The organism is Pseudomonas sp. GL93 (assembly GCF_003408955.1).
GTDB classification, from domain to species: Bacteria; Pseudomonadota; Gammaproteobacteria; order Pseudomonadales; family Pseudomonadaceae; genus Aquipseudomonas; species Aquipseudomonas paracarnis.
Window position 1 is genome coordinate 24,359 of record NZ_NKRF01000132.1, and the last position, 25,666, is coordinate 50,024.

Here is a 25,666-nt window from a genome sequence, read left to right on the forward strand (position 1 = left end):
GGAGGCGGGCGACGGTGATGTGAACCGCCACTCCATGTGGACTCGGCGTTTATGCTAGATTCGGCGCCAATGCCTGTCTCGCGCAATTCGGGCAGAAACCATCGCAAAAAGGGCGAAATGATCAAATCACTGGATAAATTTCTGCGAGAAATCGATGAGGGCGACTGGGCCGTCATCAGCTCGGCCACCGATTACCCCGAAAACTGGGTGATCCCCGAACACAGCCACAACAAGCACCAACTGCTGTACGCCATTGGCGGTGTGATGGTGGTGTACTCGGCCCTGAGGCAATGGACGGTGCCGCCCAATCGTGGCTTTTGGATGCCTTGCGGTCAAGTTCACTCACTGCGCTGCGTGGGTACACTGAAAATGCGCAGCGTGTTCGTGCGCCCGGACAGCTTCCCGAACCTGCCGGCCGAGCCCAAGACCGTGACGGTCTCGCCGTTGCTGAGTGAACTGATCAAGGCCTCGGTGAGCTTGAAGCCGCCGTATGCCGAGGATTCACGCGACGCGCGGATCATGCACCTGATTCTTGACGAACTGGCCATTCTCCCGGCCTTGCCGCTGTCGCTGCCCCAGCCTGCCGACCCGCGGCTGAGCCCGATCTGTCTGGCGTTGCAGGATGAACCCAGTGACGCCTCCACCGTCGCCGACTGGAGTGCGCGGTTGGGATTGGACCAAACCACCATTCAGCGCCTGTTCCGCAAGGAAACCGGCATGACCTTCGGCCAATGGCGCCAGCAGGCGCGGTTGCTGCTGGCGCTGGAGCGTATTGCGGTGGGGGAGAAGATCATCGATGTGGCGTTTGAACTGGGCTACGAAAGCCCCAGTGCTTTTACCAGTATGTTCAAGAAACAGTTTGGCAAAACGCCGAGTCATTTTTTCAAGTAGTGCCGCTTGCCATGGGCGCGTGAGCAGGGCGCCGGGATGCCAGGTAAGCCAGCAGCGTGGCGACTACCAGCAAGGCGGCGCTCAGCTCGAAGGTGGCCTGATAACCGCTCAAGTCGAATGCCACACCACCGACGGTGGCGCCGGCGGCAATCGCCAACTGGATGATGGCGACCATCAACCCCCCACCGGCCTCAGCGTCGTCGGGCAAGGTGCGTGCCAGCCATGTCCACCAGCCAACCGGTGCGGCTGTCGCTACCAGGCCCCAGCAGCCCAACAGCACGGTGGTGACAATCGCCGAACCGCCGAGCCCCACCAGTGCAAGGGCGATGCCCGCCATGATCAACGGGATGGCAATCAGCGTCGGGTAGAGGTAGTGCTTGAGCAAATGTTCAATCAATACCGTGCCCGCCAGGCCGGCCAGGCCAAGTACCAGCAGCATCAGCGACAGGGTGGACACCTCGACCCGGGTCACGCCTTCCAGGAACGGCCGCAGGTAAGTGAACAGCATGAACTGGCCCATGAAGAACAGGCTGACAGCGCACATGCCCAAGGCCACCTTGGGGTTTTTCAGCAGGCGCAGCGCATTGCCGGTGGCCGCCGTGCCGCTGTGCTTGAGCGCCGGCAAGCTCAGCCACAGCCAGGCCAGCGCAATCACGGCCACCGGCACCACGCAAAAAAATGCGCCGCGCCAGCCAATCAGGCCGCCGAGAAAGCTGCCCAGCGGCGCCGCGATCACCGTCGCCAGGGCGTTGCCACCGTTGACGATGGCCAAGGCCCTTGGCACTTGGGCGGGCTCGACCAGGCGCATTGCCGTGGCCGCCGACAGTGACCAGAAGCCGCCAATCGCCACCCCAATCAACGCGCGCCCGAACATGAACACCGCGTAATTCGGTGCGAACGCCACCACGCTGCCAGAGACGATCATCAGTAGGGTCAAGGCCATCAGCAGGCGCTTGCGATCTATCCGCGCGGCAACCGCAGCGATCACCAGGCTGGTGAGCAGGGCAAACACCCCGGACACGGAAATACCCTGGCCAGCCTGGCCTTCAGTGATGTGCAAGTCAGCGGCCAGCGGGGTCAGCAGGCTGACGGGCATGAACTCGGAGGCGACCAAGGCAAACGCCGCGAGCGACATCGCCAGTACCGCGCCCCAGCGTTGCGATTGAGGGGTAACGGACCTCACTGCAAGTGGCTCTGGAAGAAGGTGGTGAGCTTGTCGAAGGGGATCAGTTCGACGCGGTCGTACAGGTCTACATGGCCGGCGTTGGGGATGACCAGCAATTGCTTGGGCTCGGCGGCGCGTTGATAGGCGTCTTCACTGAATTCCCGGGAGTGCGCGTTGGCCCCGGTAATCAGCAGCAGTGGGCGCGGCGAGATCGTCTCGATATCGTTGAAGGGGTAGAAGTTCATGAACTTGACGTTGCTGGTCAGCGTCGGCCGGGTGGTGGTTTGCGATGAGGCGCCCGCCGGGGTGACTTCGCCGCGCGGGGTGCGGTAGAAGTCGTAGAACTCGTCGCCGACCGGGTCGCCGGTGAGGCTCTGCGGCGTGCCTCCGGTGTAGAGGGTTTCGCCGCCCTGGAACTCTACATAGCGCTGGTTGGCGGCCTGGCGCAGGATCTGCTGGCGCTGTTGCAAGGTCATGCCGTGCTTGAGGCCATTGCGGTTGGCCGCGCCCATGTCGTACATGCTGACGGTGGCGATTGCCCTCAGACGCGGATCGATCTTCGCAGCACTGATCACAAAACTACCGCTGCCACAAATGCCGATGGCACCAATGCGTTCCCGGTCGACCTGTGGGCGAGTGCCCAGAAAGTCCACGGCGGCGCTGAAGTCTTCCACGTAGAGGTCGGGCAATACCGCGTTGCGTGGTGTGCCGGCGCTTTGGCCCCAGAACGACAGGTCCAGGGACAGGGTCACGAAACCCTGTTCAGCCATTTTGGTGGCGTAGAGGTTGGCGCTTTGCTCTTTTACGGCGCCCATCGGGTGGCCAACGACAAGGGCTGCGTGCTTTGAGCCTGGGGCAAGGTGCTTGGGCACGAACAGCGTGCCTGCGACCTGCATGCCGTATTGATTGTTGAAGGTGACAGGCTCGGCCGTCACTGTGTCGCTGCTGTAGAAGTTATCCGCACCGTTAGACATATCGGCTCCAAATGAAGAAAGAGAACTCACCAGTAAACCCAGAGCGAGCAAGAGGCGTTTCATAGGGATGTTCCTCGTGAAGTGTCCGCACATTTTCCGGGTGACGGCAGGGCTTCTGTAGTGCATTTGAGTGGATTACTTGCCTGATCCTCTGAGTTTCAGTGCCAGGTGACGACGCCCGTGGCTTGCGCGAGTAAAGTGCAATGAAGCATTGAAAGGGTCTGTCATGACGTCCACTCCCACCCCATTGAACGCGCTGATTCACTCGATTGGTTCGCGCACGCCGTCGCCCGGCGACTACACCATGCCGATCTCCGGCCTGGGCTTTTATCGGCGTGAGCAACCCGCTGCGCCGGTGGTGTGCATGGTTGAGCCGTGCATCGTGCTGGTGGCCCAGGGCGAGAAGCAGTTGTGGGTCGGTGGCGAGGGCTACCCCTACGACACTTCCCGGTTCCTGGTGACATCGCTGGATATCCCGGCCAATTCCGAGGTGCTGGCGGCCAGCCCCGAGCAGCCGTGCCTGGGGCTGACGTTCAAGCTGGACCTGCGCATGCTCGCCGAGCTGATCGCCCAGGGTGGCTTGCCGCCGGTGCGTGAGCGTGCGGTCATGAAGGGCGTGGGGATCGGCACGGTCACCGACGGCATGCTGGCCGCATTCGCGCGCCTGGTGGCGTTGCTGGATGAGCCCGAGGCTATCCCAGTACTCGCGCCACTGATCCAGCGCGAGATACATTACCGGCTATTGAAAAGCGACCAGGCCGGCCGACTGCGCCAGATCTGCTCGGTGGACGGGCAGGGCTATCGGATTGCCAAGGCCATCGACTGGTTGAAGTTGAATTTCGACGCGGCCTTGCGTGTGGAAGAACTGGCAGCGCGGGTGCAAATGAGCGCGGCGACCTTTCACCATCACTTCCGGCAACTGACCGCGATGAGCCCGCTGCAATACCAGAAATGGCTGCGTCTGAATGAAGCACGACGATTGATGTTGAACGAGCACCAGGATGTCTCCAGTGCCGCGTTCAAAGTCGGGTATGAGAGCCCGTCTCAATTCAGCCGTGAGTACAGCCGGCTGTTCGGGGTGCCGCCCAAGCGTGATATGGCAACACTGCGGGGCCGGGCGGGTGTCAGTGATCCGCCGGGGTCAGATTAGCGTAGAAGATGCAGCCAATAAGCCGTGCGAACAGGCTCAGGGTTTCCGGCAGGTTCGGGTCGTCGAACAGCATGGCCCGTGAGTCCAGCGCGCACAGCGCCCCGAACAGGCGGCCATCGGGCAGGAAGATCGGCGCGCCGGCATAGCTTTCGATGGCGTATTGCTTGACCACCGGGCGCGAGGCAAAGCGGCCGTTATGGCTGATCTGGGGAATGAACAGGGTGTGCGGATTGATGCAGAACTCACTGCACAGGGTGGTTTCAAGGTCGAGTACGTCGTCGACGTTGATGCCCATTTGCAGCGGGTCGTAGGCCGAACACACTATCCATTCCTGGTCGGTGAACTTGGCGATGCCGGCGAATCTCATCCCGGTCAGACGGGTGACCAGCTTGAGGATGTTGGTGGTTGCTTCAATTTCGGCAATGGCGGCGCGCTCGTCTGCGCTGAGTAACCTGTGTGCGGCGGTGACGCTTGAAACCATGCTGAACGCTCCAATGGCGTGGGCGCAGGCCGCGACCACGCACAGTCAGGTTATTAATTGATGCGCGGGTGTTGCTGTACCAGGTTTTCCCGCTTGGTTTGCAGCGCGGCAATCTCGGCGTCGATGTCTTCGATTTTCTGCTCGATATTGTCGTGATGCTCCTGCAGCAGCTCCTTGGCTTCTTCCATGTCAGAAGCTGCCGGGGCCGCGCCACGCAGGGGCTTGTTGGCGGTTTCCTTCATGGTCAGGCCCGTGATCAGGCCAACCACTGCGAATACCATCAAGTAATAGGCGGGCATATACAGGTTGTTGGTGCTCTCCACCAGCCAGGCCACGGCGGTCGGCGTAACACCGGCGATCAGTACCGACACGTTGAAGGCGCTGGCCAGGGCGCTGTAGCGCAGGTGGGTGGGGAACATTGCCGGCAAGGTCGAAGCCATCACACCGATAAAGAAGTTCAGCACCACCGCCAGAATCAACAGACCGCCGAAAATCAGGCCGGTCTTGCCGCTGGTGATCAGCATGAAGGCCGGGATCGACAGGAACAGCAGGCCAATGCTGCCGGCGATGATGAACGGCTTGCGGCCGATCTTGTCGCTGACAAAGCCAATGAACGGCTGCACGAACAACATGCCGACCATGATCGCGATGATGATCAGCACGCCGCTGTTTTCGGCATAGTGCAGGTTGTGGGACAGGTAGCTCGGCATGTAGGTGAGCAGCATGTAGTAGGTCACGTTGGTGGCCGCGACGATACCGATGCAGGTCAGCAGGCTACGCCAGTGCTTGGTGGCGATTTCCTTGAACGAGACTTTAGGGCCGTGGCTCAAGCCTTCGCGGTCACCCTGTTCGAGTTTGTCGACATGCTGTTGAAACGCCGGGGTCTCTTCCAACGCGTGGCGCAGGTACAGGCCGATGATGCCCAGGGGCAGGGCGAGGAAGAACGGCAGGCGCCAGCCCCAGGCCTCGAATTCTGCTTCACCGAGCACGGTGGAGATCAACACCACCACACCCGCGCCGAGGACGAAACCGGCGATGGAGCCGAAGTCCAGCCAACTGCCAAGGAAGCCGCGCTTGCGGTCCGGGGCGTACTCAGCCACGAAAATCGACGCGCCGGTGTACTCGCCGCCCACCGAGAAACCCTGGGCCATTTTGCACAGCAGCAACAGTATCGGCGCCCAGATGCCAATGGAGGCATAGCCGGGGATCAAGCCGATGGCGAACGTGCTCAGGGACATGATCACGATGGTGGCGGCCAGGACTTTTTGCCGCCCGTACTTATCGCCCAGTGCGCCGAAGAACAGGCCGCCCAGCGGGCGAATCAGGAAGGGGACGGAGAAGGTGCCCAGTGCAGCGATCATCTGCACGCTGGGGGAGGCATCGGGGAAGAACACTTTGCCCAGCACATAGGCGACAAAGCCATAGACGCCAAAGTCGAACCATTCCATGGCATTGCCAAGTGCGGCAGCGGTGATCGCCTTGCGCATCTTGTTGTCGTCGACAATGGTGATGTCTTTCAATCCGATGGGTTTGACGCGTTTTTTACGTAGTTTCATGCGGGCCACTCAAAAGCTGAACAGGGGAGGTGCCATCGCTGCGATGGCACCGCTCTGTCAGTTCAGATACAAGTGGACACGAAATAATTCACCGCTTTGTGTATTTTTTCTCCCGGGGGTAAAAATGCCTGGTCCTGGAGGCCGATGCATGGCTACCGGCAAAATAGATCAAATGTGGGAGCTGGCTTGCCCGCGAAAGCGGTGGTTCAGTCGAAGATTCAGTGACTGACACTCCGCTTTCGCGGGCAAGCCCGCTCCCACAGGGGGGTGTCATTGTCAGTCAGGCAAAACAGGGAAGTCATTCATATGCCAAGCAGCCATTCGCGCCTCACCTACCGCCAACCACGGGCCGCAGACGTTCAGCGATTGTTCGCGATCTTCGGCGATCCCCAAACCAACCTGTTCAATCCTGCCGGCCCGCTGCCCAACCTCGAGGCGGCACAACGGCTATTGGATCACTGGATTCAACAGTGGACCACCCACGGCTACGGCTGGTGGGCAATTGCCCGAAAAGAGGCCCCCGAACACATCATCGGGTTTGGCGGCATTGCGCCACTAAACTATCTGACGCAGCGGCGCATCAACCTTGGCTATCGCCTGGCCGTCGAGGCGTGGGGGCAGGGCTATGCCACTGAGCTGGGGCGGGATGCCCTAGCGCTGGCGTTCGACACCCTGTCTTTACCGGAAGTCTTCGGCCTGGTGCGGCCCGATCATGCGGCGTCGATCCGCGTACTTGAGAAACTCGGCATGCAACGCTTTGGCCTGCTCGATGATGTCCCCGGTCAAGCGCCCAGCCTAGTGCTCAGGGTTTGTCATCCTACAACTGCGCAGAGCTGACATTTTTATATTTCACGTAAATCCTGGATAAGCGGCAATCTTTGCGATTGACACCCCGTGTGCGTCTCGCTATAAAACTCATAGTTGTACGACGACATATGACGTTACATATGTCCTATCTAACAAAAATAAAAAGTGATGCCATGAATCTGAACGAGCCCATCAGTGCCCTTCGTGTCGGCCAGGCGGTCGGCAGCTATCGCTGGACGATCTGCGCGATGCTGTTTTTCGCGACCACGGTCAATTACCTCGACCGCCAGGTGCTGAGCCTGTTGGCGCCGCAACTCTCGACGCAGTTTGGCTGGAGCAACACCGATTACGCCAACATCGCGGCGGTGTTCCAGTTCGTCTACGCCATTTCCATGCTGTTTGCCGGGCGCTTCGTCGACAAGATCGGCACCAAGGCCGCCTACGTGGTGGCGATTGGTATCTGGTCCACCGGCGCGATCATGCATGCGTTTGCGGTGCCGATGGGCGAGGGTATCGCAGCCGTCAGTGGTGCCATTGGCCTGGCGGTGATCCCGGTGTCTATCGCCGGCTTCATGCTGTCGCGGGCGGTGTTGGCGATTGGCGAAGCGGGTAACTTCCCGATCGCGATCAAGGCCACTGCCGAGTATTTCCCCAAGAAAGAACGCTCCCTGGCCACCGGTATCTTCAATTCCGGCGCCAACGTCGGCGCGATCCTGGCGCCGATCTGTGTCCCTCTGATTGCCGGCCTGTGGGGTTGGGAGGCGGCGTTTATGGTCATCGGTATGCTGGGTTTTGTCTGGGTAGCCGTGTGGGCCGCCGTGTACGAAAAACCGGAACAGCAAAAACGCCTGTCACCTGAGGAACTGGCCTACATCCGCAGCGACCAGACCGCACAACCGTTTACCCCGGCCCCGACGGGCACCGCAGGGAAGAAAGTCTCCTGGTTCAAACTGTTGACCTACCGCCAGACCTGGGCGTTTGCCTTCGGCAAGTTCATGACCGACGGCGTTTGGTGGTTTTTCCTGTTCTGGTTGCCGACTTACCTGTCCGCCCAATACGGCATGAAAGGCGCCGATATCGTGATGCCGCTGGCGGTGCTGTACAGCATGACCATGGTCGGCAGTATTGGCGGCGGCTGGTTCCCCAGCTACTTCATGGCGCGCGGCGATGCCCCCTATGACGGGCGCATGAAAGCGATGCTGGTGATTGCACTGTTCCCGCTGGTGGTGTTGCTGGCGCAGCCACTGGGTTACCTCAGCTTCTGGGTGCCGGTGCTGCTGATCGGTGTGGGCGCTTCGGCACACCAGGCGTGGTCATGCAACATTTTCACCACCGTGTCCGATATGTTCCCGCAGAAAACCGTGGCTTCGGTGGTCGGCATTGGCGGCATGGCCGGTGGCCTGGGCGGCGTGCTCATGACCAAGATCGGCGGTTGGGTGTTCGACTATTACAAGTCCATCAACGACATCCATACCGGCTACATGATCATGTTTGCCATCTGCGCTCTGGCTTACCTGGTGGCCTGGAGCGTGATGAAGACGCTGGTGCCGCGCCACAAGGAAATCACTGATCTGTGACGCTAGCTAGAAAGGTCATTAAGGCAGCGACGATGACCTCGGGCGCGTCCTCTTGCATCAGATGCCCCGCACGCGGGACGCGCAGGTAGCGTGCACCTAATCTACCTGCGAGCGCGTCGCCCTGTGCCACGTTGATCCATTGGTCTTCTTCGCCCCAGAGCAGTTGCACCGGGCAACGCAGTTCGGCGAGCCGGTCTTCAATCGTGTCGGTATAGCGCTGGTCCATCTGTGCAATCTGGCGATAGAAGGCGGGCTGGCCAATCTCGTCTGTCCAGGGCGTGACGTAGGCGTGCAGCACCTCGGCAGGCAACGGCGTGAAGGCGGCGCCCTGTAGATAGGCCCGCACAATCGCCTGATGAATATAGGCCGGCGCTTCGCTGAAGGCCTGCTCATGGCGGCGCACATGCTGCACCAGCGGCGAACCCCAGGGCGCCATGGCGACGGGGTCGATCAAGGTCAGGCTGGCATAGTCGCAGCCATCGAGCAGATGCGCACGCAGCGCCGTGGCGCCGCCAAAGTCATGGGCCAGCACGTGGGGGCGTTCCAGGCCCCAATGGTGTAGCAGTGCGGCGAGCAACAGGTTTTGCACGCCCAGAGACACGTCCTGGCCCGGCGCCTGTTCAGACTGGCCGTAGCCAAGCAGGTCGTAATAGAACACGCGGTACTGCTGGGCAAACAAGGGCGCGATACGCCGCCACACATGGGAAGAGAACGGCGTGCCATGCACCATCACCAGCGCCGGCCCCTGGGTACCTAGCTGGCCCCAGCGCACGGCTTGAGTGTGGAAGTCAAAGGTGTGGGGCAGTGCCAGTGCGTCGTTTGAATGGGTCATGGTTGAATCTCCCCTAAGGTCTGATGGGGTGTGGCGGGTGTTGCCGGCGCCAGGAGGATACGAACCGCCATGACCACGCCGACGAGCACGGCAGCCAGGCCCACGGCTTCCATTGGCGTCGGCCAGCGCCGGTGAAAGCCTAGACCGAGCAGGCTGGCGAAGAGTGATTCCAGGGCAATCAATTGGCCACTCAGTACCATGGGCAGGCGCTGCGTTGCCGCGTTCCAGGCCCAGGCGCCGACCACCGTTGACATCACCGCGATGCCCAGGCTCCAGGCATACAGCGGCCATGCCTGGTTCCACGCCGCACCAAGGGTCGGCAATCGGAACACGCCCAGCGCGTATATCCACGGCAGCAGGCACAGCGCCGCGCCTCCTGCGCCTACTAGCATCAAGGCGGTCCACAGGCCAGTTGCGCTGGCTGGCAGGCGTGCCAGTTGCTGCTGATTGATGACGCTGAACCCCAGCCACAAGGCCACTGCGCCCAGCGAGAAACACAACCCCGCCAGCCAGGAACCGGTGCCGGGCAGGTGGAGGCTGCTGACTGTGGCCAGCAACAGCCCCACTGTGAGGCAGGACAACGGCATCACCAACTGGCGCCAGTGCAGGGTCTTGTGACTGGCGTTGCCTATCAACGCCAGTAGCACCGGGACCATGCCGACAAACGCTGGCGTCAGCACCGGGCCGCCGAACATCACACCGCCAGCAATGCAAACGCCATAACCGAGGCAACCCAGCGCGCCCAGTGCTGCGGCTAGCAGGCACTGGCTGGTGCTGAGTGCACTCAATTGCGCCCTGCACACCATCATCCAGACGATGCCCAGCCCACCGGCCATCAGGAACCGTACGGCCATCAGGTCGTAGAGGCTGTAGACGCCCGTGACGTAGGGCGCAATGAAGTTCAGCGCCCACCCCAGGGTGGCGACAACGGCAAATGTCACACCGGTAAAGAGTGAGGCGCGGGCGGTGGTCATCAGGCTGATCCATGAAGTGAGAGATTCATGGTGCCCAGCGCTGCGGCTGTGCTACAAACGAGTTTTCAGCCTTGGATGCATAACCACAGATTATGAATGCACTTGGCAAAACCTTACCGCCTCTGGCCAGCTTGTTGCCGTTTGAAGCGGCGGCGCGCCTGGAGAGTTTCTCCAAGGCGGCCGATGAGTTGCACATCACCCAGGCGGCTGTCAGTCGGCAGATCCGCGGGTTGGAAGACAACCTGGGGGTCAAGCTGTTTTCTCGGCGCAACCGTGGGGTGTTCCTGACGCAAGAAGGGCGTGAGCTGGGGCGGGTGGTCAGCCAGGCCTTGCAGAGCATCAGTGAGGGCGCGGTCAGCCTGAGAACATCGCCGCAGCGCAATCGCGTGGTACTGCTGTGTCAACTATGCGAGGCGTTCTATTGGTTGATGCCGCGTCTGGCGACCTTCCACCAGCAATACCCGCAGATCGAGATCCAGGTGGTGACCTGTACGCGGCCGATCACCCAGTTCGACGGGCATTTCGATGTGGCCCTGCAAAGTACCCGGCGCGCCAGTGGCAGCCATACGCTGATGTTCACCGCCTCCGACGAAGTGTTCCCGGTGTGCAGCCCCGGCTATCTCTGCCCGGAACAACCGTTACCGCTGACTGAATTACAGCCCTGCACATTTCTGCACCACAGCTCCGAGCCTCCGCACTTGATGGAATGGGATGAGTGGCTGCAGATGTTCGGCCACACGTTGGCCAGGGATGTGCGCAGTGCCACCTTCGACAGCTACCCGCTGATGTTGCAAGCCGCCGTGGAAGGGCACGGTATCGCCATGGGTTGGCGTCGTACCGCAAGCCGGCTGATAGAGAGTGGGGCGCTGGTGCGGCCTTGTGCTGAAAGCGTGTTTTTGCCCGAGGCTATTTCGGTCTACAAGCAGCAAGGGGCGGGCAGTCGGGAGGAGGTTACGGCGTTGTTGGCCTGGCTTGACGCACAATTGCAGAGTGACGGCTGACAGGGGCGTCGCAGCCCCTGTCATCTGCGGTTATTGGTTACGCGTGACGCGCCAAATCGTATTGGCCAAGTCGTCGGCAATGATCAGCGCGCCTTTGGGGTCTACCGTCACCCCCACTGGACGCCCACGGGTCTTGCCGTCGTCGCCGCGAAAACCGGTGGCAAAATCGATGGGCTCGCCCGCCGGCTTGCCGTTGCTGAACGGTACGAAGATCACCTTGTAGCCCACTGGGTTGTCACGGTTCCAACTGCCGTGCTCGCCGACAAACGCGCCGTCAGCGAATTTTTCACCCATGGCAGGGATGGAAAAATCCACGCCCAACGCGGCCACATGTGAGCCCAGGCTGTAATCGGGCTTGATCGCCGCAGCCACCTTGGCCGGGTTCTGCGGTTGTGCGCGAGGGTCGACGTTCTGGCCCCAGTAGCTGTACGGCCAGCCGTAGAAGGCACCTTCACGCACCGACGTCAGGTAGTCCGGAACGAGGTCGGGGCCGAGTTCATCGCGCTCGTTGACCACGGTCCACAGTTGCCCGGAGCCCGGTTGGATGGTCAGCGCCGTCGGATTGCGCAGGCCCGTAGCGTAGGGCTTATGCGCACCGGTGGCCGCATCGATCTGCCAGACCATTGCGCGGTCGATCTCCACTTCCATGCCGCGTTCGGTGATGTTGCTGTTGGAGCCGATGCCCACATACAGCTGAAGCCCGTCGTCACTTACGGCCAATGACTTGGTCCAGTGATGGTTGATCTGCGCCGGCAGGTCGGTAACTTTGACAGGCGGGGCGCTGGCCTTGGTCTGGCCGTCGGCGTAGTCAAAACGCAATAGTGCGTCCTGGGTTGCCACATACAGTTTGCCGTCGGCGAATGCCAGGCCGGAGGGGGCGTTGAGGTTGTCGGCGAATACCGTCTTGAGTTCATAGGTGCCGTCACCGTCGGCGTCACGCAGCAGCGTAATGCGGTTGCCGCCCTTGACCTTGGTGTTGCCCTGGGCCTTGATCACACTGGCGATCACGTCCTTGGGCTTGAGCTTGGCCGCACTGCCGCCTCGGCCTTCGGCCACCAGGATATCGCCGTTGGGCAACACCAGGGTCTGGCGCGGGATCGCAAGGTCGGTGGCGATGGCGGTGACGCTGTAGCCTTCGGGCACCTTGGGTTTTTGATCGCCCCACGGGGTGGGCTCGGCAATCTTCATGCTCGGCAACAGGCTGCTTTGTTGCTCGGGCAGTTTGGGGTCAGGGCCGCGCGCCTGGGTCTTGTCTCCTTCGCCGCCACAGGCACTCAGCAACAGGGCGGCGCTGAGCAGGGTCAGTGTGTTGAGTGGTTTCATCGGGCAGCTCCTGAGCGCAGGTTGGTCAAGCCGATCCAGGTGGCGACAATCGCCAGCACGGTGACAATCGCCGACAGCACCAAGCCAGCAGGCATCATGGCGTAGGCATCCTTGGCATGCTGAAAGGCGTTCACCAGCCCAAGCACCCAAGTGCCCAGCAACAACAGGAAGTACGCCACCGGGCGCCCGCCCTTATGTTCGGCACGCACTAGGTTGACCAACGCAAACAGCAGGGCAAAACCACAGAACACCAGCGCTCCGGCGATCAGCCAGGAGGCAAAATTGGCCCATTGAATCTGGTAGGTCTGGCCGTAGGCGATATCACTGAGCAAGGCCCCGAGAAACAACGGCACGGTGCCGGCAAGCAAAGAGCCATGCAACGGCCCAGGCCTGACGACGGGGTAAGTGGGGAGGGTAGTCATGTCGGTGGCGGCTCCTTATCGTTCTGCACCCTGGACTCAGGGCGCGCTGACTTCGCATAGGAAAGGAGCATGGCATTTGTAAGAAAGTTCATTGAGAGATGGAGATGTTTCCTGGCAGATGTACCTGGATGTGTTTACGACGCCAGCGTCATGACTCATCCTGTTTGGCCACAACAAGGAATCGTTTTATGCCAACCCTGCACCTGTTATGCGGCAAGATCGCCTCCGGTAAGTCCACACTCGCCAAGACCCTTGCCGCGGAGCACGCAGCCATTGTGCTCAGCGAAGACCAGTGGCTGGCCAGTCTCTACCCTGCTGAAATCCAGAGCATTGCCGAATACCTGCGCTGTGCCCAACAGGTTCGTGGGGTACTTGAGCCGCTGGTGATCGATCTGTTGGCGTGCGGCGTCAATGTGGTGCTGGATTTTCCGGCCAATACCCTGGCCAATCGTCAATGGTTACTCGGCCTGGCCCAGGCAGCCAAGGTGCCGCACTGCCTGCATTACCTGGAGCTGGACGATGCCACCTGTCGTGCGCGCCTGCATGCGCGCAACGCCCGAGGTGACCACGACTTTGCCGCCACCGATGCCGAGTTCGACCTGATCACTCGCCATTTCAGTGTGCCGAGGGAAGAGGAAGGGTTGGTGATTGAGGTGCATCGCCCGTGACCACCCAAAAACCTGCTGGTATCGATGCCGACGGCTATATCCTCAACGTCGCCGATGGGCCTATACAACCCGAGTTCCAGCCCCTGCTGACGGACATTTGCGCTACCTTGTCCCGGCCTGAGCTCGGGCTGCACGGGATTTACCTGTATGGCAGCATCGCACGGGGCGAAGGTGAGACCGGCATTTCTGATCTTGACCTTTCCCTGATACTCGTCGAACCACCGGATGCGCCCGTGCTTGAACAATTGGAGTCGGCCCGACTCGTCTTGGGGCAACGGCATCCCCAAGTCACCAAGATCGACTTTGATATCGGCCACCGCGCCCAGGTGTTGGCGCCCGAGAACCGAAACAGTTGGGGCTTCTGGCTCAAACATCATTGCCGCTGTCTCTGGGGCGAAGACCTGTCACTGCACTTCGAGCCGTTTCGCCCGTCTCGCGCAATCGCCCTGGCGGTCAACGGCGATTTTGAACAGGCGCTTACGGCGTACCTGGTGCGTATCGAACAGGCCAGCACTGAACACACACGGCTTGGCCTGCAGCGGGAAGCATCGCGGGCCTTGATCCGCGCTACCCACACCCTGCGAGCCGAGGATGCGCAAACCTGGCCGCAAACCCTGGAAGACTACGTCGGGCTGTTCGTTCAGCATTACCCGAACATGCGCGTGCAAATCGCCTACTTCCTGTTTGAAGCACGCAACCCGAGCGCCGAGGGCGAGGCATTTACGACACGCCTACGGGCGTTTCTGAGCTGGATGGTTTCGGCCCTCATAGAAAGGAATCAATCAGATGCGTGAACGCAAAGCCGCACGATTACTGGTCATAAACCCTGCACAGCAAGTGTTGCTGTTTCGCTTCGTGCATAAAGACGGCGCCCTGGCCGGCCAGGATTACTGGGCCACGCCGGGCGGTGGCGTGGAGGCGGGGGAGAGCTTTCACTGCGCCGCGATTCGTGAGTTGCGCGAAGAGACCGGGATCACCGTCAGTAGCGTCGGGGAATGTGTAGCAGAGCGCAACGTGACCTTGATGCTACCCTGCGGCGAAACGGTGCTGGCGGTTGAGCGGTACTTCGTTGTGCATGCGCCCAGCGAGGCGTTATCCAGGGCCGAGTGGACGGTACAGGAGGCCCAAGTGATGGCGGATCATCGCTGGTGGTCGGCAGAGGCCCTACGCGCGACGAGCGATACGGTATGGCCGCAGGCGTTACCGCAAATGCTGGAAGATGCCGGGGTGTTTTAGCCGTTTCTAGCGGGGAAAGAATCGGTGCGGCCTGCAAGCGGCCAGGGCGGGGCAGGCCCTGTCATCCATGATCTCTTCACTGGCCAGCCGCCCGACGATGGCCGCTAACGTTACCCCGGGATGCATCGCGCAGACATACGTACCGCTGAGGCCTGGCAACTCGCCAATGATGGGAATGCCATCTTCCGGCATGGGCCTGAGCCCGACGCAGGCCAATTGTGGCTCGATAGACGTGATGCCTTCGAGCTCATCCGCAATGGCGCGGGCGGTGCGCAGGGCAATGGCGGCCGGTTGGTTGTGCGCGGCATCGCCCAGGTAGTCTTCCGCTGCCAGCCAGATACCTTCGGCACTTTCGCGCACCTCCATTGCCGCATTGGAAATAAGCGTGCGCACGATGCCGGACGGGGCGCTGTAGCGGATAAAGATCGCGGGGGAGGCGTCAATCGGCAAGGGAAAACCCAGCAGCTTCGTTAGCGCTGGGGTGCCCGTTCCGGCGGCGAGCGCCACTACGTCAGCATTGATGACGCCTAGGCGGGTTTCAACGCCGGTGACCTGTGAACCCTGAGTCTTGAAGCCCAACACCCGCGTATGCGTCAGCAGCTTGGCGCCGTGGGCCTGGGCCCCCGTTATTAACGCCTGGGTGGTGCGTACCGCGTCCAACGCGCCTTCTTCGGCTTTGAACTGCGCGTGCTCGGGCGGTTTTTTCAACTGCGGTTCAAGCTCGCGAATACGCTCGCGGGTGACCCGTAAAGCCATCGCCGGTTGGGTGTCAGTGCCATAACACAGGGCGCCCGTCCAACGAATTTTTACGCTGGGCAGCTCCTGTTCCAAGCGGTGATACTCGCGGATAGCTGCACTGCGCAAAGAGGCAATGGGGTCAGGCGCGTTGTGGGTGGTGTTGATCCAGGCGAATGAAGTAGCCGTGACCCCGGACGCAACATCGCCGGCATCGACCACCGTCACGTTCGCGCCCTTGCCGGCCAGGTGGTAGGCCAGTGAAGCCCCCACGATACCGGCGCCAATGACCACAATACGTTTGCCTTGAACCATATCTGCCGTCCTTGTTATTGGCGTGCCAGGATTTCCCCGGTGTTGAGCACCCTGGCATAGTCCATTGCCAAGTTACTCAGCGACAACGCATGCACATCTTCTGCGGCCCACAGCCGCCCCGACAAGTCGGTTTGATCGAAGGTAAAACAGGCATCCGCCGCCACGATCACGTCGAACCCCAGGTTGCCGCCCGAGCGTGCGGTGGATTCCACTGAATTGTTGGTGATGACCCCGACGATTACCAACTGCTGGATCGAGCGCAGGTGCAGCCAGCGTTCCAGGCCCGTGGCGCTGAATGCATCCGGTACGTTTTTTTCCACCACATGCTCGTGGGCCAGGGGGTGCAGCGCATCCTGGAACTCACAGCCAGGTTGGCCTGGCCGGAACACCGAAGCGGCAGAGCGGGAGATATGCCGCACATGAATGATCGGGCGTTGCGCCTGGCGCCAGGCATTGAGCAATTGCTGTATGTGCAGCTCAGCGTCTGGGTTGTTGCGGCGCCCAAGGGTGGGATCGGCCATGCCTTTTTGCATATCGATGATCAACAATGCGGCGTTCGGCGCTATCGGTTCCATGGCCTGTCCTGGCAGTGGTGAGCATTATCTAACGGGTATAACGCAGTCCAAATGTGGGAGCGGGCTTGCTCGCGAATGCGGTCTATCAGTGACGTGTTTATCAACTGACAGCATGCATTCGCGAGCAAGCCCGCTCCCACAGGTTGGACATTAGCACCGATCAGCAGCCCATACGCAAAACCCTGAGACTTCCCGGCGAAACGCTTCATAATGGCGGCCAATTTGTTTAGCTCGTTATTCTGGTGTGCCCGCATGGAAATTAAGGTCAACTTTCTCGACAACCTTCGGCTTGAAGCCAAGTTCGATGACTTCACGGTCATTGCCGACCAGCCCATCCGCTACAAGGGCGATGGGTCGGCACCGGGGCCATTCGACTACTTCCTGGCTTCGTCGGCGTTGTGTGCGGCGTACTTTGTGAAGTTGTACTGCCAGACGCGCAATATTCCCACCGAGAATATTCGCTTGTCGCAGAACAACATCGTCGACCCGGAAAACCGCTACAACCAGATTTTCAAGATCCAGGTCGAATTGCCCGCAGACATCTCCGACAAGGACCGCCAGGGCATCCTGCGTTCCATCGACCGTTGCACCGTGAAAAAAGTGGTGCAGGCCGGGCCGCAATTCGTGATTGAGGAAGTCGAGAACCTCGACGCCGATGCCCAGGCGTTGTTGATGCCCAACTCCACGTCCGCAGCGGGCACCTACATTGCCGGCAAGGACCTGCCGCTGGAGCAGACCATCGCCAACATGTCGGCGATTCTCGCGGGCCTGGGCATGAAGATCGAGATCGCTTCGTGGCGCAATATCGTGCCCAACGTGTGGTCGCTGCATATCCGCGACGCCCATTCGCCGATGTGCTTTACCAACGGCAAAGGCGCGACAAAAGAGGGCGCGTTGGCGTCGGCGCTGGGTGAGTTCATCGAGCGCCTGAACTGCAACTTCTTCTACAACGACCAGTTCTGGGGCGAGGACCTGGCCAACGCGCCGTTCGTGCATTACCCGGACGAGCGTTGGTTCCAGCCGGGCCCCAACGATGAGCTGCCGAGTGAAATCCTCGATGCTTACTGCCTGAAAGTCTACAACCGCGAGGGCGAGCTGCGCGGTTCGCATCTGTTTGACACCAACTCCGGCAACGAAGCCCGTGGCATTGTCTCGCTGCCGTTCGTGCGTCAGTCCGATGGCGAGGTAGTGTATTTCCCGTCCAACCTGATCGAAAACCTCTACCTGAGCAACGGCATGAGCGCGGGCAACACCTTGGCCGAAGCCCAGGTGCAGTGTCTGTCGGAGATTTTCGAACGGGCGGTGAAGCGCGAAATCATCGAAGGCGAATTTGCGCTGCCGGACGTACCCGCCGAAGTGCTGGCCAAGTACCCCGGGATCCTGGCGGGCATCGAAGGCCTGGAAGCCCAGGGCTTTCCGGTGCTGGTCAAGGACGCGTCCCTGGGCGGAGAGTTCCCGGTAATGTGCGTGACCTTGATGAACCCGCGCACCGGCGGCGTGTTCGCTTCGTTCGGCGCGCACCCGAGCCTGGAAGTGGCGCTGGAACGCAGCCTCACCGAGCTGTTGCAAGGCCGCAGCTTCGAAGGCTTGAACGACCTGCCGCAGCCGACCTTCGAAGGCCAGGCGGTCACCGAGCCGAACAACTTCGTGGAGCACTTTATTGACTCCAGCGGCGTGGTGTCGTGGCGCTTCTTCAGTGCCCAGTCCGATTATGAATTCGTCGAGTGGGACTTCTCCGGCCAGGGCGAAGACTCCAACGCCCAGGAAGCCGCTACGCTGTTCGGCATCCTCGAAGGCATGGGCAAAGAGTCCTACATGGCGGTGTATGAGCACCTGGGCGCTACCGCCTGCCGCATCCTGGTGCCGGACTACTCGGAAATCTACCCGGTGGACGACCTGATCTGGGACAACACCAACAAGGCGCTGTTTTTCCGCGAAGACATCCTCAACCTGCACCGCCTCAACGAGGAGGAGTTGCAGGCGTTGGTCGAGCGCCTGATAGAAAGCGAGCTGGACGACTACACCGACATCACTACGCTGATTGGCATCGAGTTCGATGACAACACGGCATGGGGCCAACTGACCATTCTGGAACTCAAGCTGCTGATCTTCCTGGCCTTGCAGCAATATGAAGAGGCCAAGGAGTGCGTGGAGATGTTCCTGCAGTACAACGACAACACGGTTGAGCGTGGGTTGTTCTACCAGGCGATGAATGCGGTGCTGGAAATGGAGTTGGATGACGATCTGGAACTGGCTGACTACGAGGCCAACTTCCGGCGCATGTTCGGTAATGAGCGCATGGACGCGGTGATCGGCTCGGTCGACGGCAGTGTGCGCTTTTATGGGCTGACGCCGACCAGCATGAAGCTGGAAGGCCTGGACCGGCATTTGCGCCTGATTGACAGCTACAAGAAGCTGCATGCGGCGCGGGCCAACATCACCGCGCGCTGAAATGTGGGCGGGGGGCTGCCCTGGAGCCCCCTGTAGGAGCGAGCTTGCTCGCGAAAAACGTCAACGATAACGCGTGTTTCCTGAATAAACGCGGCGCCTATTGGTTTTTCGCGAGCAAGCTCGCTCCTACAGTGGGCAAGCCCCCCACCCACATTTTTGATCGTTAGATGTGTGCCAAGGCTTGGGCTAAGTCCGCTCGCAGATCCTCCACATCCTCAACCCCTACCGACAACCGCACCAACCCATCACCGATCCCCAACTGCGCCCGCGTGGCCGCCGGGATGCTCGCGTGCGTCATGATCGCCGGGTGTTCGATCAGGCTTTCCACACCACCCAGGCTCTCGGCCAGGGCGAAGATGCTGACGTTCTCAAGAAAGCGCCTGGCACCGGCCAGGTCACTGTTCAAATCCACCGAAATCATCCCGCCAAAACCGCGCATTTGCTGCTTGGCCAGCTCGTGCTGCGGGTGGGATTTCAGGCCGGGGTAATACACCCGCGCCACTTGCGGTTGCTGTTCCAGCCAGGTGGCCAGGTCCAGGGCATTGCTGCAATGGCGCTCCATGCGCAGCGCCAGGGTTTTTACCCCGCGCAGGGTCAGGAAGGCATCGAACGGCCCGGCGATGGCGCCGATGGAGTTTTGCAGGAAGCCCAGGCGTTCGGCCAATTCAGCGTTGTTACCAACAACAGCGATACCACCGATCACATCAGAATGCCCATTGAGGTATTTGGTGGTGGAGTGCACCACGATGTCGAAGCCCAACTCCAGCGGGCGCTGGATCCAGGGGCTGGCAAAGGTGTTGTCGGCCACGCAGATAATCCCGCGGGCACGGCAGATGCGGGCGACGGCGCGCAGGTCGGTCAGGCTCAGCAGCGGGTTGCTTGGGGTTTCGACCCAGACCATGCGCGTGTCGTCCTGCAATGACGCTTCAAACGCCGACAAGTCGCTCAGGTCGACATAGCTGAAGTGGTGCCCGGCACTGCGCTGGCGCACTTTGTCGAACAGACGGAAGGTGCCGCCATACAGGTCGTTGCCCGAGACGATGTGCGCACCGGCATCCAGAAGTTCCAGCACGGTGGAGATCGCCGCCAGCCCCGAGGCAAACGCAAACGCCTGGCTGCCGCCTTCAAGGTCGGCCACGCAGCGTTCCAGGGCAAAGCGCGTGGGGTTATGGGAGCGGCCATAGTCAAAGCCCTTGTGCACGCCGGGGCTGTCTTGCAGGTAGGTGGAGTTGGCGTAGATCGGCGGCATCAGCGCGCCCGTGGTCGGGTCGGGTGACTGCCCGGCGTGGATCACACGGGTGGCAAACGCGCTTTTATCGGGCTGGCTCATGCAAGGGATCTCCGTAGGTGGTTAAGCAGGTCGACGCGGGTGATCAGGCCATAAAAGCCTGAGGCATCGGCAATGATGGCGACCAGGCCGCGATCCAGCTCTGCCTGAAGTTCGGCCAGGCTGGCGCTGGGGGCCAGGGTGTGCAGGGTGTTGGTCATGGCGCTGGCGACGGTCATGGAAAAGTCTGCGGCGTCGTGGTGCAGGCCCAGCAGGATGTCGGACTCGTCGATCACGCCCACCAGGGTCTGGCCATCGACCAGCACCGGCAGTTGCGACACGTCCGCCAGGCGCATGCGCTGGAAGGCGGTGAGCAGGGTGTCGCCTGGGCTCACGCTGATCACGCGGCCGTCTTCGAAGCGGCGCGCGATCAGGTCGCGCAGGTCGCCGTAGTGTTTGTACTGCAGCAGGCCGGCGTCGTTCATCCACTGGTCGTTGTAAACCTTCGACAGGTAGCGCGTGCCGGTGTCGCAGACAAAGGTCACCACGCGCTTGGGTTCGGTTTGCTCGCGGCAGTAGCGCAAGGCAGCCGCGAGCAGGGTGCCGGTGGATGAGCCGCCGAGGATACCTTCGGCCTTGAGTAATTGGCGGGCGTGGTCGAAGCTGTCGGCATCGCTGATGGAGTAGGCGTGACGCACGCTGGACAGGTCGGCGATCGAGGGGATGAAGTCCTCGCCTATTCCTTCAACGGCCCAGGAACCAGGGGTTTCCAACTTGCCGCTGCGGCTGTATTCGGCCATCACCGAACCGACCGGGTCGGCCAGCACCATGGCCAGCTCGGGTTGCACGCGCTTGAAGAAACGCGTCAAACCGGTGAGGGTGCCGGCCGAGCCGACGCCCACCACGATGGCGTCCACGTCGTGCTGGGTCTGCGCCCAGATCTCCGGCGCGGTGCTGGTTTCGTGGGCCAAGGGGTTGGCCGGGTTATTGAACTGGTCGGCGAAGAACGAGCCTGGAATATCTTTGGCCAAACGTGCCGCCACATCCTGGTAATACTCGGGATGGCCCTTGCCCACATCGGAGCGGGTGATATGCACCTCGGCGCCCATGGCCTTGAGGTGCAGCACCTTTTCCGTGGACATCTTGTCGGGCACCACCAACACCACCCGGTAACCCTTGGCCCGGCCCACCAGTGCCAGGCCCAGGCCGGTATTGCCGGCGGTGGCTTCAATGATGGTACCGCCAGGGCGCAAACGACCGTCGCGTTCAGCGGCGTCGATCATCGCCAGGCCGATGCGGTCCTTGATGGAACCGCCGGGGTTTTGCGATTCAAGCTTGAGAAACAGCGTGCAGGGGCCGGTATCGAAGCGGCTGACCTTGACCAGCGGGGTGTTGCCGATCAGTTCGAGTACGGCAGGACGTGAAGGCGTGGGCATGTCGTCTCCTGGTTACGGGATGGGCGTAGGGCGGGGGACAGCAAAAAAACAGCATGGCTTGGAACATAGGCCGGTATCGCCCGTGTCGCAACCGGGCGTCCGTTGTATGACTTTTTTTGCCGCATGGGGGAGGGCGCGCAATCCAAATGTGGGAGCTGGCTTGCCTGCGATGGCGGCGGTACTGTCGGCATTTATGTTGCCTGACCCACCGCCATCGCGGTCTCGCCAAGGCTCGAGCGCTCCCACAGTTCAGTTCCCGGCAATGGCGGCTTCGATGGTAGCAATGTCGATCTTGGTCATGGTCATCATCGCCTCAAACGCACGCTTGGCGACGGCAGGATCTTTGCTGGTAACTGCATCGACTAACACCTTCGGCGAGATCTGCCACGACAGCCCCCACTTGTCCTTGCACCAACCGCAAGCACTCGCCTGCCCACCGTTGTCGATGATGGCATGCCACAAACGGTCAGTTTCCTCCTGATCCTCGGTAGACACCTGAAAGGAAAACGCCTCACTGTGCTTGAACAGGGGGCCCCCATTGAGACCCACGCAGGGGATGCCTAGTACGGTGAACTCCACGGTCAACTCATCACCCTGCTTGCCAGCCGGGTAGTCGCCAGGCGCACGGTGTACAGCCTTTACTTCGCTGTCTGGGAAGGTCTTGGCGTAAAAAGTCGCTGCCTCCAGGGCATCGCCGTTGTACCAGAGGCAGATCGTATTCTTGTTGTTCATCGCAAGGCTCCTCGGGTTGAAAGGTGTATGAAGTCTAGACGATAGCCGCAGGCGTTCTTCTCCGTCTAAAACCGCTCATCCAGAATCGCCGGCAAGGTGATGTCCTTGACGAAACTGGCCGGCGACAAGCTCAGCGTCATGCGCACCACCTGCACCACGTCATGTACGGGGATCAACTGACCTTCACTGCGCTGCGCCGCCACTGCGAGGGGGGCGCTCAACGGGTCTTCGGTGTTCAGGTAACCGAGGTTCAGGCAGGTCACGCCCAGGCGACGATGCCGATAACCTTCACGCAAGGCATCGGCAATCCCGCGCAGCGCAAACTTGGAGGCACCAAAGGCCACCTCAGGGCGGCCGCTTTGCGGCAGGCCGGAGGTGGAGCCGGTCAGGATGATCCGTGGGTTGGCGCTGTTGAGCAGCACCGGCAGCAGGCGTTTGATCAACAACAAAGTAGAGGTGATGTTGCACGTGACAATGGCTTCGAGCTGCTCATCACTGTCGGCCAAAAAGCTGTACGCCGGATCGAAGGCAAACTCTTCCCAGATACCCAGGTTGTAAATCAGAGTATCCAGCCCGCTCTCGGCTACCGAAGCTTCAATGGTCTGAGCAGCTTTGGCGGGTTCGGCCAGGTTGGCTTCGATCCAGTGCACCTGCACATCAGCCTTGTGGTTGAGCTGGTCAGGACGGCTGCGGGATACACCGATCAGCGTATCCCCGGCTTCGCCCAACCCCTCGATCAGGGCTTTGCCCAGGCCTTTGCTGGCGCCAACTACCATGGTTTTCATTACGCGTCTCCTTGACTGAAGGGCGTAGTTATAAGGCAGTTGGATCGGGCTTTCCAGCGTGTGCTTACGCTCGCACCGCTTCCGGGCAAGTCTGCAAACCTGCACGCCGCGCACGCCAGCCCAAACCCAGCACCATCAACAAACCCAGCCCAGCCATGATTGCGCCTGCCAGAGAAATAGCCGGGTAGCCCAGCCCAGCGTTGAGCACTGCACCCCCCAACGCCGCACCAATCGCATTACCAAAATTGAACGCACCAATGTTCATCGCCGAAGCCAGGTTAGGCGCGTCTTTGGCAGCCTCCATCACCCGCATCTGCAGCGGCGGCACCAGGGCAAAGCTGGCAGCACCCCACAGCAGGATCGACAAGGCGGCGGGCAGCGGCCATTGCATGAGGACCGAGAAGGCCAACAGCACGGCAATCAACACCACCAGCGAGATGATCAGGGTGCGGTCCACCGAGCGGTCCGCTGACTTGCCACCCCACACATTGCCCAGGGTGAGCCCGACTCCGAACAGCACCAGCATCCCGGTGACGAAGTTGGTCGAAGCGTGGGTGACGTCGCGCAAAATCGGCGCGATGTAGGTGAATACCGTAAACATCGCACTCGAGCCCACCACGGTCAGCGCCAACGCGGCCAGCACCGGCCCGCGACCCAGCACACGGATTTCCGCCATCAGCCCGCCACCCTTGGGCGCGGGAGTATTGGGCAAGGCCCACCACAGCGCGGCCATGACCACCGCGCCAAGCCCACTGATGCCCCAGAACGCGGTACGCCAACCGAAGTTCTCGCCAAACCAGGTCGCCAGGGGCACGCCGCCAATGGTTGCGAGGGTCAGCCCCATGAACATCGCCGCCACAGCGCCCGCGCGCTTCTCGGGCGCCACCAGGCTTGCGGCCACAATCGAGCCAATCCCAAAGAACGCTCCGTGATTGAGCGACGTCACCAGCCTGGCGATCATCAGCGTCTGGTAGTTGCTGGCCAATGCCGACAGCAAATTACCCAGGGTAAAAATCGCCATCAGCCCGATCAGCAGATAACGGCGGGGCACCCTGGCCGTCGCCAGGGTCATGATCGGCGCGCCAATCAACACGCCCATGGCGTAGGCGCTTACCAACAGCCCCGCAGCGGGGATGGAAACGCCAAGATCAGCGGCGATACCGGGCAACATGCCCATAGGGGCAAACTCTGTGACTCCGATGCCAAAGGCACCGACGGACAATGCTACAAGGGGGGGATTGATACGCATGGGTGACTCCTCATCTGTGAGCCAAATGCTACAATCCTGCCTTTTACAGCAGTAGCCCTTGGTTGGGAACTACAGCTTTGCGCGGGAGGCACAAATGGACATCGGCGGGCGCTCGGGAGAGATGGAAGTCTTCACTATGGTCGCCGAGCACGGCAGTCTGTCGGGTGCGGCCAGGGCGTTGGGGCTGACCCCATCGGCCATCAGCCGCATCATCACCCGCACCGAACAGCGCATAGGCACTCGCCTGCTGCTGCGCACCACCCGCGCCATCACCTTCACCGTCGAAGGCGAAGCCTACCTGCGCGGCGCCCGGCGCATCCTCGCCGACATGGCCGAAGTCGAAGACGCCATTACCGACCAGGGCGCCCCACGCGGACGCCTGCGCGTCAGCGCCGCACTGGCCCACGGCCGCATGACCATCGTCCCCCTGATTGCCGCCTTCAGCGCTCGCTATCCCGCCATCGTCGTCGACCTGATGCTCGGCGATGAAGTGGTGGATATTCTCGGCGGCCAGGCCGACGTCGCCATCCGCTTCGGCCCCCTCGCTGACAGCCCCCTGACTGCTCGCCTTATCGGCTCTACCGGGCAGGTTATCGTCGCCTCACCGGAATACCTGGCACGGCATGGCACTCCCGTGACGCCGCAGGATTTACTGCAGCACAACTGCCTGCGCTTCAACTTCCGCAGGGCGGCGCCGGATTGGCCGTTTCGGGTGGAGGGGCGGGAGTTTTCGCTGAAGGTGGCGGGGACGATTGAAGGGAATAGTGGGGAAGCATTGGCGCAGTTGGCGAAGTTGGGGGCGGGGGTAGCGAGGATTGGGGCGTTTAGTGTGGTGGAGGAGGTGAGGCGGCGGGCGGGGGGGGGGGTTCTGTGGGGGGTTATACTCGGGGGTGTGGGGCCGGTTTCTGGGGGGTGTGGTGGGGGGGGGGCGCTGGGGGCGGGGGGGTGGGCGGGTGTGGGGTTTTTGTGGGGGGGGGCTGCTCGGTTTTTCCTTCTTAGCGTGCGCTCGTATGCATGGTGGGGGACACCTGGGCGCGCGAGCATGGTGATTTAACAGTAGACGA

General features: G+C 61.3%; 25 protein-coding genes. 10 read left to right on the top strand and 15 right to left on the bottom strand.

Features of this window, described 5'->3' with window-relative positions:
* Positions 1–69 precede the first annotated feature (69 nt).
* A complete protein-coding gene (locus CER19_RS27180) occupies positions 70–891 on the top strand; it encodes a helix-turn-helix domain-containing protein (RefSeq protein WP_014718649.1) in 822 nt (273 codons plus the stop codon).
* Here CER19_RS27180 and CER19_RS27185 read toward each other — a convergent pair.
* Both CER19_RS27185 and CER19_RS27190 read right to left on the bottom strand, forming a co-directional pair.
* On the bottom strand, positions 884–2,074 hold the full coding sequence (locus tag CER19_RS27185; RefSeq protein WP_116668639.1) for an MFS transporter: 1,191 nt from the start codon (positions 2,072–2,074) through the stop codon (positions 884–886). The genes CER19_RS27180 and CER19_RS27185 overlap by 8 nt on opposite strands.
* A complete protein-coding gene (locus tag CER19_RS27190) occupies positions 2,071–3,093 on the bottom strand; it encodes an alpha/beta hydrolase (protein WP_116668640.1) in 1,023 nt (340 codons plus the stop codon). The genes CER19_RS27185 and CER19_RS27190 overlap by 4 nt, the downstream gene beginning before the upstream one ends.
* Positions 3,094–3,256: 163 nt before the next feature.
* On the opposite strand from CER19_RS27190, the gene CER19_RS27195 reads away from it, so the two are divergent.
* Entirely contained in the window at positions 3,257–4,180 is a 924-nt protein-coding gene (locus tag CER19_RS27195) for an AraC family transcriptional regulator (RefSeq protein WP_116668641.1), read from the top strand.
* Here the strand turns inward: CER19_RS27195 and CER19_RS27200 are convergent.
* Positions 4,155–4,661: a GAF domain-containing protein gene (locus CER19_RS27200; protein ID WP_116668642.1), complete on the bottom strand. Its 507-nt coding sequence runs from the start codon at positions 4,659–4,661 to the stop codon at positions 4,155–4,157. The two genes, CER19_RS27195 and CER19_RS27200, sit on opposite strands and share 26 nt — an antisense overlap.
* A 53-nt stretch (positions 4,662–4,714) precedes the next feature.
* On the bottom strand, positions 4,715–6,217 hold the full coding sequence (gene proP, locus CER19_RS27205) for a glycine betaine/L-proline transporter ProP (protein WP_003190871.1): 1,503 nt from the start codon (positions 6,215–6,217) through the stop codon (positions 4,715–4,717).
* Between the two features lie 306 nt (positions 6,218–6,523).
* Here proP and CER19_RS27210 point away from each other — a divergent pair, with 306 nt between their 5' ends.
* Both CER19_RS27210 and CER19_RS27215 read left to right on the top strand, forming a co-directional pair.
* Entirely contained in the window at positions 6,524–7,054 is a 531-nt protein-coding gene (locus tag CER19_RS27210) for a GNAT family N-acetyltransferase (RefSeq protein WP_116668643.1), read from the top strand.
* A gap of 143 nt (positions 7,055–7,197) precedes the next feature.
* Positions 7,198–8,601: an MFS transporter gene (locus CER19_RS27215; RefSeq protein WP_116668644.1), complete on the top strand. Its 1,404-nt coding sequence runs from the start codon at positions 7,198–7,200 to the stop codon at positions 8,599–8,601.
* Here the strand turns inward: CER19_RS27215 and CER19_RS27220 are convergent.
* Both CER19_RS27220 and CER19_RS27225 read right to left on the bottom strand, forming a co-directional pair.
* A complete protein-coding gene (locus CER19_RS27220; RefSeq protein WP_116668645.1) occupies positions 8,588–9,433 on the bottom strand; it encodes an alpha/beta fold hydrolase in 846 nt (281 codons plus the stop codon). The two genes, CER19_RS27215 and CER19_RS27220, sit on opposite strands and share 14 nt — an antisense overlap.
* Positions 9,430–10,407 (bottom strand): DMT family transporter, encoded by a 978-nt coding sequence (locus CER19_RS27225; RefSeq protein WP_116668646.1) that lies wholly within the window; start codon positions 10,405–10,407, stop codon positions 9,430–9,432. Before CER19_RS27225 ends, CER19_RS27220 begins: the two co-directional genes overlap by 4 nt.
* A gap of 92 nt (positions 10,408–10,499) precedes the next feature.
* Between CER19_RS27225 and CER19_RS27230 the strand changes: the two genes are divergently transcribed.
* Positions 10,500–11,408, top strand: coding sequence for a LysR substrate-binding domain-containing protein (locus tag CER19_RS27230; protein ID WP_116668647.1), 909 nt, complete (start codon positions 10,500–10,502; stop codon positions 11,406–11,408).
* 30 nt (positions 11,409–11,438) lie between these two features.
* Here CER19_RS27230 and CER19_RS27235 read toward each other — a convergent pair whose 3' ends face one another.
* Entirely contained in the window at positions 11,439–12,731 is a 1,293-nt protein-coding gene (locus CER19_RS27235; protein WP_116668648.1) for a sorbosone dehydrogenase family protein, read from the bottom strand.
* Positions 12,728–13,153 (bottom strand): DUF2231 domain-containing protein, encoded by a 426-nt coding sequence (locus CER19_RS27240; RefSeq protein ID WP_116668649.1) that lies wholly within the window; start codon positions 13,151–13,153, stop codon positions 12,728–12,730. Before CER19_RS27240 ends, CER19_RS27235 begins: the two co-directional genes overlap by 4 nt.
* Positions 13,154–13,341: 188 nt before the next feature.
* Between CER19_RS27240 and CER19_RS27245 the strand changes: the two genes are divergently transcribed.
* From CER19_RS27245 to CER19_RS27255, 3 genes are read left to right on the top strand one after another with little or no spacing between them, the layout of a single operon-like run.
* Positions 13,342–13,821, top strand: coding sequence for an ATP-binding protein (locus tag CER19_RS27245; RefSeq protein WP_116668650.1), 480 nt, complete (start codon positions 13,342–13,344; stop codon positions 13,819–13,821).
* Positions 13,818–14,615, top strand: a complete 798-nt coding sequence (locus tag CER19_RS27250; RefSeq protein WP_116668651.1) for a nucleotidyltransferase domain-containing protein — start codon at positions 13,818–13,820, stop codon at positions 14,613–14,615. Before CER19_RS27245 ends, CER19_RS27250 begins: the two co-directional genes overlap by 4 nt.
* On the top strand, positions 14,608–15,057 hold the full coding sequence (locus CER19_RS27255; protein ID WP_116668652.1) for an NUDIX hydrolase: 450 nt from the start codon (positions 14,608–14,610) through the stop codon (positions 15,055–15,057). Before CER19_RS27250 ends, CER19_RS27255 begins: the two co-directional genes overlap by 8 nt.
* 6 nt (positions 15,058–15,063) lie before the next feature.
* Here the strand turns inward: CER19_RS27255 and CER19_RS27260 are convergent, their stop codons facing one another.
* Both CER19_RS27260 and CER19_RS27265 read right to left on the bottom strand, forming a co-directional pair.
* The gene (locus CER19_RS27260; protein ID WP_116668653.1) at positions 15,064–16,107 is read right to left on the bottom strand and encodes an FAD-binding oxidoreductase; all 1,044 of its coding nucleotides are present in this window, start codon (positions 16,105–16,107) and stop codon (positions 15,064–15,066) included.
* A gap of 14 nt (positions 16,108–16,121) precedes the next feature.
* Positions 16,122–16,682 (bottom strand): cysteine hydrolase family protein, encoded by a 561-nt coding sequence (locus CER19_RS27265; RefSeq protein WP_116668654.1) that lies wholly within the window; start codon positions 16,680–16,682, stop codon positions 16,122–16,124.
* A gap of 252 nt (positions 16,683–16,934) precedes the next feature.
* On the opposite strand from CER19_RS27265, the gene CER19_RS27270 reads away from it, so the two are divergent.
* Positions 16,935–19,133: an OsmC domain/YcaO domain-containing protein gene (locus CER19_RS27270; protein ID WP_116668655.1), complete on the top strand. Its 2,199-nt coding sequence runs from the start codon at positions 16,935–16,937 to the stop codon at positions 19,131–19,133.
* A gap of 163 nt (positions 19,134–19,296) precedes the next feature.
* Here the strand turns inward: CER19_RS27270 and CER19_RS27275 are convergent, their stop codons facing one another.
* The 5 genes from CER19_RS27275 to CER19_RS27295 all read right to left on the bottom strand — a co-directional run bounded on the left by CER19_RS27275 (position 19,297) and on the right by CER19_RS27295 (position 24,602).
* On the bottom strand, positions 19,297–20,463 hold the full coding sequence (locus tag CER19_RS27275) for a cystathionine gamma-synthase (RefSeq protein ID WP_116668656.1): 1,167 nt from the start codon (positions 20,461–20,463) through the stop codon (positions 19,297–19,299).
* Positions 20,460–21,836 carry a cystathionine beta-synthase gene (locus CER19_RS27280; protein ID WP_116668657.1) on the bottom strand — a complete coding sequence of 459 codons (1,377 nt, stop codon included), beginning with the start codon at positions 21,834–21,836 and terminating at the stop codon, positions 20,460–20,462. Before CER19_RS27280 ends, CER19_RS27275 begins: the two co-directional genes overlap by 4 nt.
* A 249-nt stretch (positions 21,837–22,085) precedes the next feature.
* Positions 22,086–22,568: a VOC family protein gene (locus tag CER19_RS27285; protein WP_116668658.1), complete on the bottom strand. Its 483-nt coding sequence runs from the start codon at positions 22,566–22,568 to the stop codon at positions 22,086–22,088.
* 65 nt (positions 22,569–22,633) lie between these two features.
* Positions 22,634–23,353 carry an SDR family oxidoreductase gene (locus CER19_RS27290; RefSeq protein WP_116668659.1) on the bottom strand — a complete coding sequence of 240 codons (720 nt, stop codon included), beginning with the start codon at positions 23,351–23,353 and terminating at the stop codon, positions 22,634–22,636.
* 64 nt (positions 23,354–23,417) lie between these two features.
* Positions 23,418–24,602: an MFS transporter gene (locus CER19_RS27295; protein ID WP_116668660.1), complete on the bottom strand. Its 1,185-nt coding sequence runs from the start codon at positions 24,600–24,602 to the stop codon at positions 23,418–23,420.
* A 94-nt stretch (positions 24,603–24,696) separates the two neighbouring features.
* Here CER19_RS27295 and CER19_RS27300 point away from each other — a divergent pair, with 94 nt between their 5' ends.
* Complete coding sequence (locus CER19_RS27300; RefSeq protein WP_256660561.1) at positions 24,697–25,656, top strand: LysR substrate-binding domain-containing protein; 960 nt, start codon at positions 24,697–24,699, stop codon at positions 25,654–25,656.
* Positions 25,657–25,666 lie beyond the last annotated feature (10 nt).